We start from the raw sequence: 16,744 nt of genomic DNA on the forward strand, positions 1-16,744 counted from the left end.
GTGATCAGACCCGGGGCATCTCGGCGTTGATGCGGTCCAGCAGCTGCGGGTAGCGCTTGGCTTCCTTGTGCCCACTCGGCTTGCCGCTGCTGACCACCGCGACCGACAGCGCGCGGTCCGGGTCGGCCCACATCGCGATGTCGGTCAGGCCGGTGTGGCCGAAGGCGCCCACCGCGTCGCGGCCGAACGGGCCGAACCGCCCGGAGCCCAACATGTATCCGGTGCCCCACCGCATCGGCTTCAAGCCGGTCGCCAGGTCGGGCCGCAACCGGCGCGCCTCTCTGGTCGCCGTGCGCAGCGTCGCCGGCGACATCACCCGAACGCCGTCGAGTTCACCGCCACGGCAGAGGATTTCGGCGAACCGGGACAACTCGTTGGCGTTCGAGACCGTGCTCGACGACGGGATCACGCTGGTCAGAAACGCCGGGGTGTTGGAGAACGGGATGATCCGCTGCGGCGTGCCGCCGACGGCGATCTTGAAGGCTTTCGCGATCGGTGCCGGTAGCGGCTTGCCGGTGACGTGACTGGGTGCCACCAGCGGAACATCCTGTGGTGCAACGCCGTAATTCGTCCACCGGAAGTTCAGCGGCGCGAGGATCTCCTCGCGCAGGATGTCGCGGATGCTGCGCCCGGTCGCGGCGTTGATGATCTCGCGCATCAGCGGCCCCCACGTCACACCGTGATAGATGTGCACCAGACCTGGCGGGTACACCGGCTTCATCTTGCCGAGCATCTCGCGTGCGTAGTCGCTGTCGTCCATCCGTTTCAGATCGGGGCGCGGACCGGTCGCGAAGGGCACCCCGGCGCTGTGCGTCATCACGTGCCGGATCGTGGTGCGATCCTTCCCGTGGCTGGTGTAGGTCGGCAGGTAGTCGCAGACCCGGTCCTCGAGGGAGAACACTCCGCGCTCGATGAGCATGTGCGCGATGGTCGTGGTGATCGCCTTGGCCGTCGAGTACACGCAGAACGGGGTGTCCGTACCGACCACGATCTTCTCGGCGTCGGGCGGATCGGCGGGGCCGTTGCCCCAGGCGTGGCCGATGGCCCGGTCGAGGACGACGCGGCCGTCGCGGCGTATGCACACCTGGATCGCCGGGTGCATTCCTGCGGCGTACCAGTGCCGAGCGGCCTGCCAGATGCGCTCGACCGCGGCGGGATCGACGCCGGTGTGGTCCTCGGTGCCGACTGAGGTGACCGCATCGAGGTCGTCGGGGACCGCGATCCGGCCGTCCGCGGCGGAGCTCAGCGAGGCCCTCCGTTGAACATGCCACTGCCGATCGCCTGGGTCAGCGCGCCCAACAGGTCGCCCGGACCCGGCTGGGGCGGCATCGGGGCGTTGGTGAGCTGCCAGGTCTGGCAGTCGCTGGTGGTGAACGTCGTGTCGGTCGCGTCGATCTGGACGAACGCCGGCTTCTTCGTCAGAGCGTTGTCGACCAGCTTGTCTCCAGCCGAGCGCTTCCAGTAGCACGCACCGTTGTCGACAGGGCCGGCGGAGGAGTACACGCCGGGGACGATGTCCTTGCCGACGGCGTACGACCCGTTGGCGTCGATGGTGGTCTTCGGGCCCTCGCCGGCAGGTGCGGGCGCGGGCGGGGCGGGCTGAGCGTGAGCCAAGGGGACCACGACGCAGGAGCCCGCGAGGGCGATCGCGGCGGTGGCCAGACGCATCGATGTCATGAGTACAGCCTCATAGAAAGCCAGTCTAAGTGCTGCGGCGGCGGGCGTGAACCCGCCGCCGCAGCCTCGGTGTCCTGCCGGCGTCAGCCGGCCATGAACGTGTCGTAGGCCGACTGCAGATCGGCGGGCAGCACGGTGACGTTGCAGGTGCGCTGCGTGTCGCCGATCGGCGCGAGGATGCCCCGCAGATCGTGGTACTCGCCCGGGTTCGCGGTGAAGTAGCCACGCAGGTTGGCCTCGGCCTCGGGACGAGGCTGGCTCATCGCGGCCGTCACGGCCTGGTTGGCGCCGGGATGGCTGTCGAGGTACTGCCGCGCGGCGGTGGTCGCCGAACCCACGGTGCCCGCGACCTGGCTGGCGGTGCAGCCCGGGGCCGGCTGGGCCGACGCGACCGGCGCGGCCACGCCGGCTGCGGCCAACCCGCCGAAGACACATGCCGCCCCGACGCGAGCCAGGTTCTTGCGCACGCTGATAGCACTGGAATTCATGGTGTTGTGGTCCTTCTTCGAATGTCGATCGTGTTGCTCGTCCCCGCCCGTAAACCACGGTAGCCGCGCGCCGAGGGGCTCAAACAGGAGAAGGGAACGGTGGTCGGCGGGGGTGCCGCGGTGTTACACCCCTGGGCGTGACATCGGCAACAAAACGGCCGGGGAGATTGGGTGCTCGGTGAGTTTTCTCAGAATTCCAACCACACTCTTAGCTGATCGTGATTTGGGTTGTGTCCGAATCGTTATGCGCCGACGGCTAATTTGGTGGCGTGAAGTTGGAATTGCTGATGCCCGGCATCGAGGTGGGACTCGTCACCACGAACCTCGACGCGATGACCGCGTTCTACGAAGGCTTCCTCGAACTCGAACCGCAGGGCGAGATCGAGTTCTCGGGCGGGTCTCAGCGCCGCTATTCCCTGGGGGCGTGTGTCCTCAAGCTGGTCACCTACACCACCCCGCCGGCGCCGGCCGTGCCCGGCGGCGGCCGGACCCAAGCCGGCCTGCGGTATTTCACGATCGGGGTCACCGGGCTGCGCGGCGTCGCTGACGCGTTCGAGGCGTCGCCCTACGAGGTCGTCGAGCCACCGACCGAGTTCGCGCCGGTGCCCGGGATGGGGTTCATGTTCGTCGCCGACCCCGACGGCAACCACATCGAGCTGTTCGGCACCCTGTGAGTCAGCCCGGTTACCCACCCCCGCCGCCGGCGATGTGCTACCGCCACCCGGACCGGCCGACCTACGTGCGCTGCACCCGCTGCAACCGCTACGTCTGCGGCGAGTGCATGCACAGTGCCGCAGTGGGCCACCAGTGTGCCGAGTGTGTCGGCGCCGGCGCCCGATCGGTGCGTCAGGCGACCACCCCGTTCGGCGCGGTGGCGCGCCGGTCGACGACGCCGGCGGTCACGTACACGCTGATCGGGATCAACGTCGCGATGTTCGTCCTGCAGATGGCTCTGCCGGGGTTGGAGCGCGCCCTGGCGCTCTGGCCGGTCGCCGTCGCCGACGGTGAGTGGTATCGGCTGCTGACGTCGGCGTTCCTGCACTTCGGGTTCGCCCACATCGCGTTCAACATGCTTGCGCTGTACTTCGTGGGTCCGCCCCTGGAGATCGCACTGGGCCGGTTGCGCTTCGCCGCGCTGTATCTGCTCAGTGCACTCGGGGGCGCCGCGCTGGCGTATCTGCTGACGCTCAACGCGCTGACCGCGGGGGCCTCGGGGGCGGTGTTCGGTCTGTTCGGCGCGACGTTCGTGGTGGGCAGGCGCCTGAACATGGACGTCCGCGGGGTGATGGCGGTGATCGTGCTGAACCTGGCGTTCACGTTCGTCTTCCCTCTGATCAGCGGGCAGAACATCAGCTGGCAGGGCCACATCGGCGGGCTGATCACCGGAGCCGCGGTGGCCGCCGCCTACGCCTACGCGCCGCGCGCCCAGCGCACGGCTGTGCAGCTGGGCGCGAGCGCCGCGATCCTGGTCCTGATCGTCGCCGTAGTGCTGTGGCGTACGGCCGACCTGCGGGCGACGTTCGGCCTATAGCCGATCGGCGGCCGGCTAGATGCGGTCGCCGAGCGTGGAGTTGAGCTCTGCATAGCGGCGCGGGGAGCGCGCGCGGATCACATACGCACCGATGACGCCGATGATCAGGGATGCGAACAGCATGGTGGTGAAGGTGATCTGCAGCCACCCTCCCCCGCCGAGCAGGACGTCCATGCCCGTGATCGCGTACCAGAGGAACGGCAGCAGTCCGGCGACGCCGAGCAGGGGGGCGATGAAGGTGTTCCAGGGCCGCTTGTCGACATTCGACCGGCGGAAGAACACGAAGATGGCGATGCTGGCGATGGTCTGCAGCAGGATGATGCCGGCGGCGCCGACGCCGGTCCACCAGGTGAACAGGGTGGTGTAGGGATCGAGCCGGAAGATCGCGAAGACGGCGACGACGACAGCGACCATGGCGATCTGCACGTAACAGGCCAGTGCCGGCGATTTGCGTGTCGGATGGGTCGTGCCCAGCCGAGACCAGATGACGCCCTGACGACCCAGCGAGTACAGGTAGCGGGCGACGTTGTTGTGGAACGTCAGGATGGCGGCGAACAGGCTGGTGATGACCAGGAGCTGAAAGGCCTCCGTGCCGGCGCGGCCGAGGACGCTGTCGCTCACGGCGAAGACCAGGTTGCCGCCTTCGGTTCCGGCGAGCTCGACGATGTTCCCGACGCCCACGGCGTTGACGATGAGGAATGCGGTGACGGCGTAGAACACCCCCATGAAGATCACCGCGGCGTATGTGGCGCGCGGGACGGTGCGTTTGGGGTCTTTGGCTTCTTCGCCGTAGATGGCCGTGCCCTCGAAGCCGATGAACGAGGCATGAGCGAACATCAGCGCGACACCGATCGCACCGGCGAACACCGCCGAGGGAGCGAACGGTTCGAGCGAATAATCACTGAGGGGATTGGGTGAGTTCACGAGGATGCCGATGTTGAGCACCAGGATGACACCGGTCTCGAGGGTCAACAGCACAGCCAGCACGCGGGCACCCGCGTGGATCTGGCGGACGCCGAGGAAGAGTGACGCACCCATGGCCAGACCCGAGAAGACCCACCACGGGACGCCGACACCGGTGTGCCGAGAGGTGAATTCGGCTGCGTAGTAGCCGAAGCCGCCGATGACTCCGAGCTGGATGGCGTTGTAGGCGAAGATCGCCAGGGAGGCCGACCCGAGACCCATCGGTCTGCCGAGACCCCGGGTGATGAACGCGTAGAAGGCGCCGGCGTTGGTGATGTGCTTGCTCATGGCGACGTAGCCGACCGCGAAGACGGTCAGCACGACCGCCACGGCGACGAAGGCGCCCGCGATCCCGACGCCGTTGCCGGAGCCGATGATCACCGGGAACAGCGCCACGACCACAGTCAGCGGGGCGGCAGCGGCGACCACGAAGAACACGATGCCGAGTACACCGATCTGGTTGCGAGCCAGGCTTTCCGAGCCGTCAGGCGAGTCCTTCAGGGTGGCCAACGACTGGGGGTCATCCTGGTGCAGCATGGCGGTCCTTCGGGGGTTGAGTGGGGTCGGTTAACGGGTGGTCTTGCTGCGTGCCGCGAACTTGACGACCTTGCGCAGGGCGGGGCTGCTCGCCACGGTGTAGCCGAGCTTCTTGCCGGTCTTGGTGTCCATGACGGTCTCCATGGCACGGTCGATGACACCGGCCTTGGGCGCCGGGCCGACGCGCTGCGCAGTCGGTGCGGGGGTTCCGTTCAGGTCGGCGATGACGACCTGAGCGGCGTTGTGGCCGTTGGCGCCCATTACTCCGCCGCCGGGGTGAGTGCCGGAGCCGCAGAGGTAGTAGTTGTCGACCGGGGTGCGGTAGTCGGCCAGTTCGGGGGTGGGCCGGTTGTTGAAGAGCTGGTCGAAGAACATCGCGCCGTGGAAGATGTTGCCGCCGGTCAGCCCGTAGTCGCGTTCGAGGTCCTTCGGGGTGATGATGACCCGCTCGAGGATGTGGCCGCGCAGGTTGGGCGCGTACCTGTACAGCACCTCCAGCACACGGTCCGCCCAGTCCTCGCGGATGGTGTCCCAGTCGGTGCCGGCCAGTTCGAACGGCAGCTGTTGCACGCCCAGCGTCATCGTGTGCTTGCCCTCGGGAGCCAGGGTCGAATCGTGCGTGGACTGGATGACAGCCTCGATCACGAAGTCGTCCGGGATCTCACCGCGCCGCTCGGCTTCCCAGGCGCGCTCGAAGTTCTCGATCGAGGCACCCATGATCGCCTGCGCCTGGTGCTGGGGCCCCTGCACGCCGGCGGGGAAGCCGATGTAGTCGGGGAGCTCGTCGATCAACAGGTGGATGCGGGCCATCGAGCCGCGGGCGTCGTAGTCCTGCAGTTTGGCGGTGAGTTTCGCATCGACGGCACCGGCCGGTAGCAGGTGCAGCATGGAGCGTTGCGGGTCGGCGTTGGAGATCACCGTGCGCGCCGAAATAATCTGTCCGTCAGCCAGTTTCACGCCAGTGGCTTGGCCTCGGCTGACCACGACCCGTTCGACCGGGGAGGAGAGCCGGATCTCGGCGCCATGTGCCTGTGCGCTGCGGGCCATGGCCTGGGTGATGCCGCCCATGCCTCCCTTGACGAAACCCCACTGGCCGAGCGTGCCCTTGAACTCTCCGACCGAGTGATGCCCGTAGACGTAGCCGGTGCCGGGGGTGGACGGGCCGCCCCACACGGAGATCATGCCGAAGAAGGTGAACAGACCCTTGATGTGTTCGTTCTCGAAGTACCGGTCCAGCAGATCCTTCGTCGAGAGCAACACCATCTCGTTGAAGAGATCCTCGGCGCCGGCGGCCTCGAAGGCGGCCAGCACCTGGGAGCGGCTGGGGGCCGGCGAGAGCAGGAACGGCGTGAGAATGGACGCGAATTTCTTGACACGCAAACCGAATTCGAGGAAGGCGGCGGCATCGCGCGCGGAGAACTTCTCGATCTCCCTGAGGGTCTTGTCCATGTCCTTCCACACGAACAGATGGCTGCCGTCCGGGAAGATGCTGACCTCACTGGCTGCGGTCTGATACATCTCCAAGCCGTAGCGCTCCAGCTCCAGATCGGCGATGATCTCCGGGCGCAGCAGGCTGGCGATGAACGCACACGACGACCAGGTGGCGCCGGCGATGAGTTCCTCACTCGTACACGCGCCGCCGACGACATCGCGGGCCTCCAGGACCAGGACCTTCTTGCCCGCACGGGCCAGATATCCGGCGGTGATCAGACCGTTGTGGCCCGCGCCGATCACGATGGTGTCGTAGTCGGGGGCGGTGGTGGATGTCATTGGTGTTCTCCCGGGATGGCGTGAGTGAAGTAGGTGCGGACGGTGGCCGGGTCGACGAGTCGGTCGAACCCCGCGATGACGGGTTTCATGCTCGGGTGGTGGTCGCGGAACTGCTCCCAATCGGCCCAGTCGGTGACCTCCATGACCTCCAGGATGTCGGCCGGAGCACCGTCAGGTGCATCGTTGACGCGGAACGCTTCGAAGCGTCGAACGAGATCACTGCGGGCGAGGCACGTCGGCCGGTCCAGCTCGGTGGAGAACCGCTCGAACTCGGCCGGATCGACGCCGGGCAACATGGAGAACAGATTCACCGCTACCACCGTGCGGTTGTGAACAGTCATCGCAGGACCTCTGAAATCGTTGTGCAGCTCGGGGTTTCGTTCAGCTGGCCAGATTGATCATGATGTGCTTGATCTCGGTGTACTCCTCGACGGAGTAGATCGACATGTCGTTGCCGTGTCCGGACTGCTTGAATCCGCCGTGCGGCATCTCCGAGACGATGGGCAGGTGGTCGTTGACCCAGACCGTGCCGAATTGCAGCGTGCGCGCGGCGCGCATCGCCCGGCCGACATCGCGGGTGAAGACCGATGCCGCCAGTCCGTACTCGATGTCGTTGGCCCAGGCGAAGGCCTGCTCTTCGCTGCTGAAGCGGGTAGTGGTGACCACCGGGCCGAAGACTTCCTTCTGGACGATCTCGGAGTCCTGCGCGGCGTCGACGACAAGGGATGGCTTGTACCAGAATCCGGGGCCTGAGCCGATGCCGCCGACCGCCAGCGAAGCCGGGCCGGAGGCGACTGCGCGATCGACGAAGCCGGCCACCCGGTCGCGCTGGCGTTCGGAGATGACCGGGCCCATCTCGGTGGATTCGTCGGCGGGCTCACCCATGGCCACCTTGCTCACGGCGCGGGTCAGTTCGGTGACGAACTCGTCGTAGATGCCGTCGGCGATGTACACGCGAGAAGCGGCCATGCAGTCCTGACCGGAATTGCCGTAACCGCCTTCGCAGATCTTCGCGATCGCGAGTTCGGCGTCACAGTCGTCGAAGACGAGCACCGGCGCCTTGCCGCCGAGTTCCAGATGGAGCCGTTTGAGGTTGTCGGCGCCGGTGCGGGCGACGACCTTTCCGGTGGCGGTGTCGCCGGTCAGCGAGCTCATCCGGACCCGTGGGTGACCGGTCAGTGCAGCACCGACGGTGTCGCCGTGGCCGGTGACGACGTTCAACACGCCGGCCGGGAACAGGTCGGCGGCCAATTCGGCGAGGCGCAGCGTGGTCAGCGGCGTCTGCTCACTGGGCTTGAGCACCAGCGTGTTTCCGGTCATCAACGCCGGGCAGATCTTCCAGATCGCCATGACGAGGGGGAAGTTCCACGGCGCGACGCTGCCGACCACGCCGAGCGGGTCGCGCCGGATGATGCTGGTGTGGGTGGGGGAGTACTCACCCGCGGCGCGGCCCTCCAACACGCGCGCGGCGCCGGCGAAGAATCGCATGTTGTCGACACCGAAGGGGATCTCGTCGCGCGCCACTGAAATCGGCTTGCCAACGTTGCGCGACTCCAGCTGGGCGAATTCCTCGGCGTGAGCCTCCAGACGGTCGGCCAGCTTCAACAGGAGTTCGGCGCGCTTGCCGGGTGTGGTCGCCGCCCAATCGTCGAACGCCTTCTCGGCCGCGCTGACCGCGCGACCGACATCCGCCGCATCGCCCAGCGGCACGGTGGCGATCTGTTCGCCGTTCGCCGGGTTGATCACGGCTTCGAGTGCGCCGCTGGCGGCGGGGACATGCTCTCCTGCCACGTACATGAGTGGGCCGTCGGCCATGAAAGTTCTTCTCCAAGTCAGTGAGAGAGGTAGGCCCGCCGAGCGGACATGCTCAAGTGTTGAACAGTTGACATGGAGAACTTAAGCACAGGGTTCAGGTGTCCGCAAGACGAGCGGTCAGAAAAATCGTGGTGGTGATACGGGCGTCATCAGCGCGGGCGTCGCGCCGGCGCGGCGACTACCGACGCGAGTCCGGTTCAGCCCGCACTGCGGGCGGCGAGGATCTTGCGAACTTCGTCACGGTTCTCGGTGATGATCTCGGCGATCGTGTCGCGAGCTGCGACGGGATCCCGGGAGGTGAAGGCCGCCACGATGCGCTGGTGCTCGTCTTCGAGTCCGGATCCGGTCTCGTACTCGTGGTGATCCAACGAGAGAACCAGCAGGAAATAGCGGAGATCGCCGAGTAATTCGGAGTAGAACTTGTCGAGCCGCGGACTGTTCATGAGACCGACGATGGCGCGGTGGATGTCCAGATCCTTCTCCACGATGATGCGCGGATCGTGGGTCGTCATGGCACTTTTCAGCGCCTCCATGGCGTTGAGCAACGGCTCGAGATCCGTCTCGGGTCCCAGTGACGCCGCGGCCGCGGTCTCCAAGTGCAGACGAGCGCGGTAGATGTCGAGAACCTCCTCATCGGAGGGGTCCCACACCACCAGGCCGCGGTTGAAGGTGTAGCGCACCAGCCCGGTGCCCTGCAGGAGTCGCACGGCTTCTCGCACGGTGTTGCGCGAGATGCCCAGGGCGTCGGCGACCACGGCTTCCCGGATGCGCTCACCGGGTTTGAGTTCGCCTTCGAGGATCATGTCCATCAATCCATCGGCGATCTGCTGCGCACTACTGCGCCCGACGATCTGAATCCGTTCGGCGATGGACATGGCTTCAGCGTACAACTGTTGAACAGCCGTTCCGATCGCTCGTCGGCGCAGCACGCTGGGCGGCTGGACTCAGCCTGCTCTAATGTTCTACAGTTCAGCCACAGACCCCAGTGCGCTCGGAGACTGCGGGCCCCTTCGGCAGGAGAACAGGATTCCAATGACGGACGCTTTCGACGACGGGGCCCTCGTCGCCCCGGTGCGGGCGCCTGCGCGGGATGTGAACGTGATCAAGGGCTCAGCGGCACTGGATCGCATCGCACGGGAGAGTGCGCTCGGTGAGTCCACGGAGCAGCGCTTCCCGGAGCATCGAGTCGACGCCGAACTGCAGCGCCAGTATCAGCTCGCCGGTGAGCTGATCCGTATCCCCACCGAGAAGGACGACACGTTCCGGCTGGACGCCGACGTCGGACGGTTTCTGGTCAAGATCGCTCCAGCGACCGAGACCGCCCAGATCGTCAATCTGCAGTCCGCGGTCATGCTGCACCTGGAGAAGAGTCGTCCTCCCATTCGCGCCCAGCGATTGATCCGCGGAGTGCACGGCCAAGTCGAATCCAGCGTGATCGATCCGGGCGGGAGGACGCGCATCATGCGGGTCATGAGCTATCTCGATGGCGCACTTCTCTCGTCGGTCACTCCGAGCACGACCCAGTTCCAGCAAGTCGGTGCCACGCTGGCGCGTCTCGACACGGGCTTGATCAACTTCCGTCATCCCGGTGAATCACGTTCGCTGATCTGGGATCTGAAGAACTTCATGCACATGCGGCCGCTACTGGAGCTGGTCAACGACCGCGACGATGTGACGATGGCGTCCTGGATCTTCGATCAATTCGATGCTCTGGTCGCACCCCGGCTCGGCACCCTCGCGACGCAGATGATCCACGGTGATTTCAGCCCTTTCAACGTGGTCGTCGACCCCACGGCAGACGAATTCGTGGTCGGCGTCATCGATTTCGGTGATGTCGTACGCAGTCCCGTGGTGTTCGAGTTGGCCGTTGCGGTCGCCAATCACATCGGCATCGACGATCGGCGGCCCTGGGACAGTGCGCTCGAGATCGTCCGGGGCTACCGTGCGGTCCGACCGATGTCCGAGCGTGACGTGGCGCTGCTGGCGATCGCTGGACCCGCGCGGCTTCTGCTGCGCGCCTTGATCTTCGGCTGGCGCGCGGCGGTGGATCCGCGCAGCCGTGACTACGGGTTGTCCCATTCGGCACGAGATTGGAGCAGACTGCGATCTGCGCTGTCGATGGCCACACCCACCGTGCAGGAACTGCTATCGACCACCGCCGCGTCGCCGACCCAGACAGGAGCACACCGACGATGAGAGAGGCGTTCACGCCGCGAGCATCCGAGCCGATGGTGAACGGGTTCGACAGGTCGCGCATCGACGAGCTTCCCTCGCGCACCCGCGACCAGGTGCAGGCCCGGGATCGTCTCCTCGGGCCGGGCTACCGGTTGTTCTACGAAGACCCCGTGGAGATCGTGCGCGGGGAAGGGACGCTGCTCTTCGACGCCGACGGCACCGACTATCTCGACGTCTACAACAACGTGGCCAGCGTCGGGCACTGCCACCCCTATGTCGTCGACGCGATCCACCGGCAGCTGTCGACGCTGAACACCAACACCCGCTACATCCAGCAGTCGATACTGGAATACAGCGAGCAGTTCCTGGCCACCATGCCCGCCGCGATCGGGCACGTCATGTACACCTGCACCGGTTCTGAAGCCAACGATCTCGCGATGCGGGTGGCCCGGTATCACACCGGGAACCAGGGCATCATCGTCACGTCCGGCGCCTACCACGGACTCACCTCGGACGTGTCGGCCTTCTCACCGTCCCTGGGCGTCGGCGTCCCCCTCGGACCGCACGTGCGCACCGTCAGCGCACCGGATCGCCTGCGCCGTGGCGGGAATGAGAATCTGGTCGCGCAGATGCGCAGCGAGGTGCGCGAGGCGATCGCGGATCTGGAGCGCCACGGGTTCGGTGTGGCGGCCTTCATCGCCGACATGATCTTCTCCTCCGACGGGATCTATGCCGACCCCGCGGGCTTCCTGCAGCCCGTCATCGAGGAGATCCACAGCGCCGGCGCGTTGTTCATCGCCGATGAGGTGCAACCCGGCTTCGGCCGCACGGGCCGGCACTGGTGGGGCTTCCAGCGACATGGCCTCACCCCCGACATCGTGACCACCGGTAAACCGATGGGCAACGGCATTCCCATCGCCGCCGCCGCCTTCCGGCCCGAACTGCTCGTGGAGTTCGGCCGTAACATCCGGTATTTCAACACCTTCGGCGGCAACTCCGTGTCGATCGCGGCGGCGCAGGCGGTGTTGGACGTGATCAACGACGAAGAGTTGATGCACAACGCCGACACGGTGGGCGACTACATCGCAGCCGAGATCGCGACCATGGCTGCCGCCTACGAGCAGATCGCCGAGGTCCGCGGAGCCGGCCTGTTCGTGGGGGTGGACATCGTCGCCGACCGTGAGTCCCACACCCCCGACGGAGACGCGACGTTGCGTGTGGTCAACCACATGCGCCGGCGCCGCGTGCTGATCTCGGCGTCGGGACCGCGCGGTAGTGTCCTCAAAGTCCGCCCGCCACTGCCGTTCTCGATGTCCGACGCCGACCGTCTGCTGGAGAATCTTGCGGCGGTGCTCGCCGAGGAACTGCATTGACCTCCACGCTCGTACAGCGGCTGACCGCCCGTTCCGTCGAGGTCGACACCAGCAGCAGGCGCCTGGCCGAGTACAGCTATGACGCCTCGAACTATCGGGTGGTGCCGTCGGCCGTCGTCTTTCCCCGTGACGCGGCGGAGGTCAGCGAGACCGTCGGACTCTGTGCGGAACTCGGCGTCCCGCTGGTGGCGCGCGGTGGCGGCACGTCGATGGCTGGCAACGCCGTCGGCCGCGGAGTCGTCTTGGATCTGTCGCGTCACATGAACCGTGTCGTGAACATCGACGCCGCCACCAGAACCGCCGTCGTCGAGCCCGGCGTCGTCGTGGCGCAGTTGGCGGCGGCCGTGCAGCAGAGCACCTCCAACCGGTTGACGTTCGCACCGGACCCGTCCAGCCGTAACCGCGCCACCGTGGGGGGCTCGATCGGGAACGACGCCTGCGGAAACCACTCGGTCCGCTACGGGCGTACCGGCGACCACGTGGTGTCGTTGGACCTGGTGCTCGCCGACGGCACCCGCGTGACGGCCACCCGCGCCGGGTTGCATGCCACCGATCCGGCGGACACCCTCGCCGCTGAGCGAGCCAGTGCCCTCTCCGCCGACCTGCGCACCCTGGCAGCCCGGTACATGGCTCAATTCCGGCTGGAACTGGGTCGCATCCCCCGGCAGGTGTCGGGATTCCATCTCGCTCATCTGTTGCCGGAGAACGGCTTCGACGTCGCGCGTGCACTGGTGGGAAGCGAGGGTGCGTGCGCCGTCGTGGTCGGCGCCACGGTCACCCTGGTCGACGTGCCGCCCTCGGCGCTGCTGCTCATCGTCGCCTACGACGACATCGTCGACGCCGCCCGTGACGTCACCACGATCCTGAAGTACTCGCCGGCGGCGATCGAAGGCATCGACGAACAGATCGTCGCCACGATGAGAGCGCGGCGCGGCGACGCTTCCGTCGCCGCATTGCCCGCCGGCCGCGCCTGGCTCTACATCGATCTCGACGGTGACGACGACCAAACCGTCGCCGAATACGCGAAGCGCCTCGCTGCCGAACTCCATGTCAACGGACGCGCTCGGCAGTCCCGTGAAGTGCGCGATCCCGCCGAACGTGCGACGTTGTGGCGCGTCCGAGAGGACGGCGCCGGCTTGTCGTCTCGACTGCAACTGGCCGACGGCACCACCGTGACCTCGTGGCCCGGCTGGGAGGACTCCGCCGTCGCCCCGGAGAACCTCGCGGACTACCTCGCCGATTTCCGGCTCCTGCTCCAACGACACGGGCTGATCGGCGTGATGTACGGCCACTTCGGCGCCGGCTGCATGCACATCCGCATCACGTTCGATCAACGCACCCCGGTAGGGCGGGAGGTGATGGCGCAATTCCTCACCGCCGCAGCCCGCTTGGTGGTCGAACACGGCGGCACGCTCTCAGGCGAACACGGCGACGGACGCGCCCGCTCGCAGCTGCTGCCCGAAATGTACTCGCCGACGATGATGGAGGCGTTCGCCGGATTCAAGGATCTGTTCGACCCGACGAACATCCTCAACCCCGGCATGATCGTGGCGCCCGAACCGGTCACCGAGCAGCTCGCACTGGCCGGCATCCCGGCACTGCCCTGGCAGACGACCTTCACCCTCGAGGACTCCGCCGAGCCAGGTTCCAGCCCGTTCGCCGAGGCCGTCCAGCGCTGCATCGGGGTGGGCAGGTGCCGCTCGCACAGCGGCGGCGTGATGTGCCCGAGCTACCGGGCCACCGGCGACGAGAAGGACTCGACGCGGGCACGCGCCCGCGTTCTGCAGGACATGGTGCGCGGCGCCCGCACGACGGAGCAGGGTTGGGCCTCCACCGACGTCCGCGACGTGCTGGACCTGTGCCTGTCCTGCAAAGCCTGCTCCACCGACTGCCCGACCGGTGTCGACATGGCCACCTACAAGGCGGAATTCCTCGACCACCACTACCGCGGACGTATCCGCCCGATGTCGCACTACTCGCTGGGGTGGCTACCGCGGTGGTTGGCCATCACATCGCGGACGGCCCCCGCCGTCAACGCCGTCCTGGCCGGCCCGCTGCGATCGCCGGCGCTGCGCCTCGGCGGCCTGACCGCGCAGAGACCGCTACCCACCTTCGCGTCTCGCCGCGAGCTGCTCGCCCACGTCGGCGCGCCGAGTGGCGGCTCCGCCGACGTGGTCCTGCTGGTGGATTCGTTCACCAAGGGGTTTCGCCCCGAGGTCGCCGGAGCGGCGCGTCGGGTCATCGAGGACGCCGGCCACCGTGCCGAGGTGCGCACCGACGTGTGCTGTGGCCTCACCTGGATCTCCACCGGACAACTGCGCCACGCCCGGAAACGCCTGACGCGCACCGCGGCCGCCCTCGACGACCGCACCGACCGGCCGATCGTCGTCACCGAGCCGAGCTGTGCGGCCGCGCTGCGCAAGGACCTCCCTGAACTCGTCCCCGGTGATGCCGCCCAACGGGTGTCGCGGCGTATCCGCAGTTTCGCCGAGCAGATCACTGCGCAGAGCGAGAGCGGCTGGACGCCGAAACCGGTTCTGCCCGAAGCTGTCACCCTGCAGACCCACTGTCACGAATACGCAGTGTTCGGCGCGGCCACCCAGCGCCGCGCTCTTGCCGCTGTCGGCGTCGACACGGTACGTGAGGCAACCGGATGTTGCGGGGTGGCAGGCAATTTCGGCTTCGAGCGCCGGCACTACGACGTCAGCATGGCGGTCGCCGAACTGGCTCTGGCTCCGGCGCTGCGCGCCGACCCCGACGCGGTGGTGCTCACCGACGGCTTCAGCTGCCACATGCAGGCCAGGCAGTTGGCGAACGCTCCGACCACCCGCAGCTCCCTGCACCTCGCTCAAATCCTCGACCCGACATTGGAGAACCAACGATGACGTCGACCACGCTGAACCCTGGTCTCGCGGGGATACCCACCGGGCTTCTGATCGGTGGGGAATGGCGCGCCGCGAGCGACGGGGCGGTGTTCGAGGTGGAGAACCCCGCCACCGGAGAGCTGTTGGCCAGCGTTGCCGACGCCGGGCCCGGGGACGCTGACGCGGCGCTGGAGGCCGCAGTCGCGGCGCAGGGCGCATGGGCTCGCACCGCCCCGCGCGTCCGCAGCGAAATCCTAGAGCGCGCATACGATCTGGTGATGTCCAGGCAGGACTGGCTGGCCGAGGTGATGACCTGCGAGATGGGTAAGCCACTCGCGGAGGCCAGAGGCGAGGTGGCCTACGCCGCAGAGTTCCTGCGGTGGTTCTCCGAAGAAGCAGTCCGGATCTCCGGCGACCACACCACCACCGGCGACGGTGCGAACCGCATCATCGTCACGCGGGAACCGGTGGGACCGTGTCTGCTCATCACGCCATGGAACTTCCCGCTGGCGATGGGCACCCGAAAGATCGCGCCCGCCGTGGCCGCCGGCTGCACGATGGTCCTCAAACCTGCGCCGCAGACTCCGTTGACCTCGTTGGCTCTGGCGGCGATCCTGCAGCAGAGCGGTCTGCCCGAGGGGGTGCTCAACGTCGTCACCACCACCGATGCAGCGGCGGTGGTGCAGCGCTGGATGAGCAGCGGAAAAGCCCGCAAGATCAGCTTCACCGGGTCCACCGGGGTCGGCAAGGTCCTGTTGCGCCAGGCCGCCGACACGGTGATGCGATCGTCGATGGAACTGGGCGGCAACGCACCGTTCATCGTCTGCGCCGACGCCGACATCGACACCGCGGTGGACGGCGCGATGGCGGCCAAGATGCGCAACATGGGGGAGGCGTGCACCGCGGCGAACCGCTTGTACGTCCACCGTTCTCTCGCCGAGGAATTCGGCGCGCGACTCGCAGCGAGGATGGCCGAACTGCACGTGGGCAACGGCCTCGAGGACGACACCGACGTCGGGCCGCTCATCGACGCCGGGGGCCGGGCCAAAGTCCAGCACCTCGTCGACGACGCGCTCGCCCGCGGTGCCACCGCCTTGACCGGGGGTCACCTTCCCGACGGTCCGGGATACTTCTATCCACCCACCGTGCTCGCGAACGTGCCACCCGATTCCGAACTGATGACCACAGAGGTGTTCGGTCCGGTCGCACCCGTCATCCCGTTCGATGACGAGGACGACGTGATCGCCCGGGCCAACGACACCGACTGGGGTCTCGTCGGATACGTGTTCACCCAGGACATCGATCGCGCCTTCGACCTGAGCGAACGTCTCGACGTCGGCATGGTCGGCGTCAACACCGGAGTGGTGTCCAACCCTGCCGCACCCTTCGGAGGTGTCAAGCAGTCCGGCCTGGGACGCGAGGGCGGCAAGGTGGGGATCGACGAATTCCTCGAGTACAAGTACCTGTCGGTCCCCCGGCGCCGGGGTAGGGCGGATATGCGTACCGCCGTGCCGGCCACGGGCGGCGTGGAAAATCGTCCGTCTGGGTAGA

General features: G+C 67.1%; 14 protein-coding genes. 6 read left to right on the forward strand and 8 right to left on the reverse strand.

Annotated features, from left to right (window positions below; genetic code table 11):
* Nucleotides 1-4 precede the first annotated feature (4 nt).
* The 3 genes from lipE to MHN84_RS22450 all read right to left on the reverse strand — a co-directional run bounded on the left by lipE (nucleotide 5) and on the right by MHN84_RS22450 (nucleotide 2,165).
* Complete coding sequence (gene lipE, locus MHN84_RS22440) at nucleotides 5-1,246, reverse strand: lipase LipE (RefSeq protein WP_241206813.1); 1,242 nt, start codon at nucleotides 1,244-1,246, stop codon at nucleotides 5-7.
* Nucleotides 1,243-1,677, reverse strand: coding sequence for a hypothetical protein (locus MHN84_RS22445; RefSeq protein ID WP_374238404.1), 435 nt, complete (start codon nucleotides 1,675-1,677; stop codon nucleotides 1,243-1,245). Before MHN84_RS22445 ends, lipE begins: the two co-directional genes overlap by 4 nt.
* Nucleotides 1,678-1,760: 83 nt before the next feature.
* The gene (locus tag MHN84_RS22450; protein ID WP_241206725.1) at nucleotides 1,761-2,165 is read right to left on the reverse strand and encodes a heme-binding protein; all 405 of its coding nucleotides are present in this window, start codon (nucleotides 2,163-2,165) and stop codon (nucleotides 1,761-1,763) included.
* 287 nt (nucleotides 2,166-2,452) lie between these two features.
* Between MHN84_RS22450 and MHN84_RS22455 the strand changes: the two genes are divergently transcribed.
* Both MHN84_RS22455 and MHN84_RS22460 read left to right on the forward strand, forming a co-directional pair.
* Nucleotides 2,453-2,839: a VOC family protein gene (locus tag MHN84_RS22455; protein ID WP_241206815.1), complete on the forward strand. Its 387-nt coding sequence runs from the start codon at nucleotides 2,453-2,455 to the stop codon at nucleotides 2,837-2,839.
* Nucleotides 2,836-3,696: a rhomboid family intramembrane serine protease gene (locus MHN84_RS22460; protein ID WP_374238405.1), complete on the forward strand. Its 861-nt coding sequence runs from the start codon at nucleotides 2,836-2,838 to the stop codon at nucleotides 3,694-3,696. The genes MHN84_RS22455 and MHN84_RS22460 overlap by 4 nt, the downstream gene beginning before the upstream one ends.
* 15 nt (nucleotides 3,697-3,711) lie before the next feature.
* Here MHN84_RS22460 and MHN84_RS22465 read toward each other — a convergent pair whose 3' ends face one another.
* From MHN84_RS22465 to MHN84_RS22485, 5 genes are all read right to left on the reverse strand, one after another.
* Nucleotides 3,712-5,196: an APC family permease gene (locus MHN84_RS22465; RefSeq protein ID WP_241206726.1), complete on the reverse strand. Its 1,485-nt coding sequence runs from the start codon at nucleotides 5,194-5,196 to the stop codon at nucleotides 3,712-3,714.
* Between the two features lie 30 nt (nucleotides 5,197-5,226).
* A complete protein-coding gene (locus MHN84_RS22470; RefSeq protein WP_241206727.1) occupies nucleotides 5,227-6,966 on the reverse strand; it encodes an NAD(P)/FAD-dependent oxidoreductase in 1,740 nt (579 codons plus the stop codon).
* Nucleotides 6,963-7,307, reverse strand: a complete 345-nt coding sequence (locus MHN84_RS22475; protein WP_241206728.1) for a hypothetical protein — start codon at nucleotides 7,305-7,307, stop codon at nucleotides 6,963-6,965. The genes MHN84_RS22470 and MHN84_RS22475 overlap by 4 nt, the downstream gene beginning before the upstream one ends.
* A 40-nt stretch (nucleotides 7,308-7,347) precedes the next feature.
* Nucleotides 7,348-8,781, reverse strand: a complete 1,434-nt coding sequence (locus MHN84_RS22480; RefSeq protein WP_241206729.1) for a gamma-aminobutyraldehyde dehydrogenase — start codon at nucleotides 8,779-8,781, stop codon at nucleotides 7,348-7,350.
* Nucleotides 8,782-8,978: 197 nt separating this feature from the next.
* Entirely contained in the window at nucleotides 8,979-9,656 is a 678-nt protein-coding gene (locus MHN84_RS22485; RefSeq protein WP_241206730.1) for a GntR family transcriptional regulator, read from the reverse strand.
* Between the two features lie 157 nt (nucleotides 9,657-9,813).
* On the opposite strand from MHN84_RS22485, the gene MHN84_RS22490 reads away from it, so the two are divergent.
* From MHN84_RS22490 to MHN84_RS22505, 4 genes are read left to right on the forward strand one after another with little or no spacing between them, the layout of a single operon-like run.
* Nucleotides 9,814-10,977, forward strand: a complete 1,164-nt coding sequence (locus MHN84_RS22490; protein ID WP_241206731.1) for a phosphotransferase — start codon at nucleotides 9,814-9,816, stop codon at nucleotides 10,975-10,977.
* 32 nt (nucleotides 10,978-11,009) lie between these two features.
* A complete protein-coding gene (locus tag MHN84_RS22495) occupies nucleotides 11,010-12,329 on the forward strand; it encodes an aspartate aminotransferase family protein (protein WP_374238408.1) in 1,320 nt (439 codons plus the stop codon).
* On the forward strand, nucleotides 12,326-15,214 hold the full coding sequence (locus tag MHN84_RS22500; RefSeq protein ID WP_241206733.1) for an FAD-binding and (Fe-S)-binding domain-containing protein: 2,889 nt from the start codon (nucleotides 12,326-12,328) through the stop codon (nucleotides 15,212-15,214). Before MHN84_RS22495 ends, MHN84_RS22500 begins: the two co-directional genes overlap by 4 nt.
* Complete coding sequence (locus tag MHN84_RS22505) at nucleotides 15,211-16,743, forward strand: NAD-dependent succinate-semialdehyde dehydrogenase (RefSeq protein WP_241206734.1); 1,533 nt, start codon at nucleotides 15,211-15,213, stop codon at nucleotides 16,741-16,743. The genes MHN84_RS22500 and MHN84_RS22505 overlap by 4 nt, the downstream gene beginning before the upstream one ends.
* Nucleotide 16,744: the final 1 nt, after the last annotated feature.

It is taken from the genome of Mycobacterium sp. PSTR-4-N (assembly GCF_022348085.1).
Taxonomy (GTDB): Bacteria; Actinomycetota; Actinomycetes; order Mycobacteriales; family Mycobacteriaceae; genus Mycobacterium.

Coding starts and splice junctions, on each gene's coding strand:
- MHN84_RS22445 (WP_374238404.1), bottom strand. CDS start 1,677: ATGACATCGATGCGTCTGGCCACCGCCGCGATCGCCCTCGCGGGCTCC.
- MHN84_RS22470 (WP_241206727.1), bottom strand. CDS start 6,966: ATGACATCCACCACCGCCCCCGACTACGACACCATCGTGATCGGCGCG.
- MHN84_RS22475 (WP_241206728.1), bottom strand. CDS start 7,307: ATGACTGTTCACAACCGCACGGTGGTAGCGGTGAATCTGTTCTCCATG.
- MHN84_RS22480 (WP_241206729.1), bottom strand. CDS start 8,781: ATGGCCGACGGCCCACTCATGTACGTGGCAGGAGAGCATGTCCCCGCC.
- MHN84_RS22505 (WP_241206734.1), top strand. CDS start 15,211: ATGACGTCGACCACGCTGAACCCTGGTCTCGCGGGGATACCCACCGGG.
- MHN84_RS22455 (WP_241206815.1), top strand. CDS start 2,453: ATGCCCGGCATCGAGGTGGGACTCGTCACCACGAACCTCGACGCGATG.
- MHN84_RS22450 (WP_241206725.1), bottom strand. CDS start 2,165: ATGAATTCCAGTGCTATCAGCGTGCGCAAGAACCTGGCTCGCGTCGGG.
- MHN84_RS22485 (WP_241206730.1), bottom strand. CDS start 9,656: ATGTCCATCGCCGAACGGATTCAGATCGTCGGGCGCAGTAGTGCGCAG.
- MHN84_RS22465 (WP_241206726.1), bottom strand. CDS start 5,196: ATGCTGCACCAGGATGACCCCCAGTCGTTGGCCACCCTGAAGGACTCG.
- MHN84_RS22495 (WP_374238408.1), top strand. CDS start 11,010: ATGGTGAACGGGTTCGACAGGTCGCGCATCGACGAGCTTCCCTCGCGC.
- MHN84_RS22490 (WP_241206731.1), top strand. CDS start 9,814: ATGACGGACGCTTTCGACGACGGGGCCCTCGTCGCCCCGGTGCGGGCG.